The 868-nt window shown below is 64.9% G+C and carries 2 protein-coding genes; both read left to right on the top strand.

Translation table 11 applies throughout. The annotated features are described in order from the left end of the window. A partial coding sequence (locus EOA29_RS38280) for an amidohydrolase family protein (protein ID WP_145970116.1) occupies window positions 1-431 on the top strand: 431 nt, incomplete at its 5' end. A gap of 79 nt (window positions 432-510) precedes the next feature. Beyond that, window positions 511-868, top strand: a 358-nt coding sequence (locus EOA29_RS38275; protein ID WP_127222506.1) for a heme-binding protein, incomplete at its 3' end; no start/stop codon positions are given.

The following is an 868-nucleotide window of genomic DNA, read 5'->3' as shown; positions in this document are numbered from 1 at the left end:
CCAATCTCTTCCTCGGTTCCGGCCTGTTCGACTACCAGCGCTACCGCCGCCGCGAAAAGCCGCTCCGGATCGCCGCGGCCACCGATGTCGGCGGCGGCACCAACTATTCGATGCTGCGCACCATGGACGAGGGCTACAAGGTGATCGCGCTGAACGGCGAGAAGCTGAACCCGTTCCAGTCCTTCTGGCAGTTGACGCGCGGCAATGCCGAGGCGCTGTCTGTCGCCGACAAAGTCGGCACGCTCGATGAAGGCACAGACGCCGACATCGTCGTGCTCGACGCCTACGCCACGCCGGCGATGCGGCTGAGGATGGAGACGGTGGAGACGCTGGCCGAGGAACTTTTCCTGCTGCAGACGCTGGGCGACGATCGCGCCGTGCGCGAGGTCTATGTGGCGGGCCGGCCGGCAAAGAGCGCCATCGCGGCATAACGCCATTCCACGCGCTCCGCGCTTGACCCGGCGTCAGCCATCGGCCAAAGCGTGCGTCGGACATTGACAGGGGAACGCCATGGCTGCCGCCGACGACATCGCTCTGATCAAGAAACAGGAAGCGGCGCTGGTCTTCCCGGCCTTCGACGAGGCCACAGCCTTCGAGATCGGCTCGGCGATACGGGAACGGGCGCTCAAGGAAAATCTGCCGATCATCGTCGACATCAGGACCTTCGACCGACCGCTCTTCTATGCCGCCATGCCGGGTTCGAATGCCTCCAATCCCGACTGGGCGCGGCGCAAGATCAATGTCGTGAAACGCTATCTGAGAAGCACCTACCGCATGGTGCTGGAGCAGCAGCGGCCCGACCGCACCTTCAAGATCGGCGAGGCGCTGGACATCGCCGACTATGTGCTCGCCGGCGGCGGCTTTCCCG

This window comes from Mesorhizobium sp. M1E.F.Ca.ET.063.01.1.1, from assembly GCF_003998155.1.
In the GTDB taxonomy this organism is placed as follows: Bacteria; Pseudomonadota; Alphaproteobacteria; order Rhizobiales; family Rhizobiaceae; genus Mesorhizobium.
Note: the sequence above shows the minus strand (reverse complement) of the source record. Positions and strands in the feature narration are given on the sequence as shown.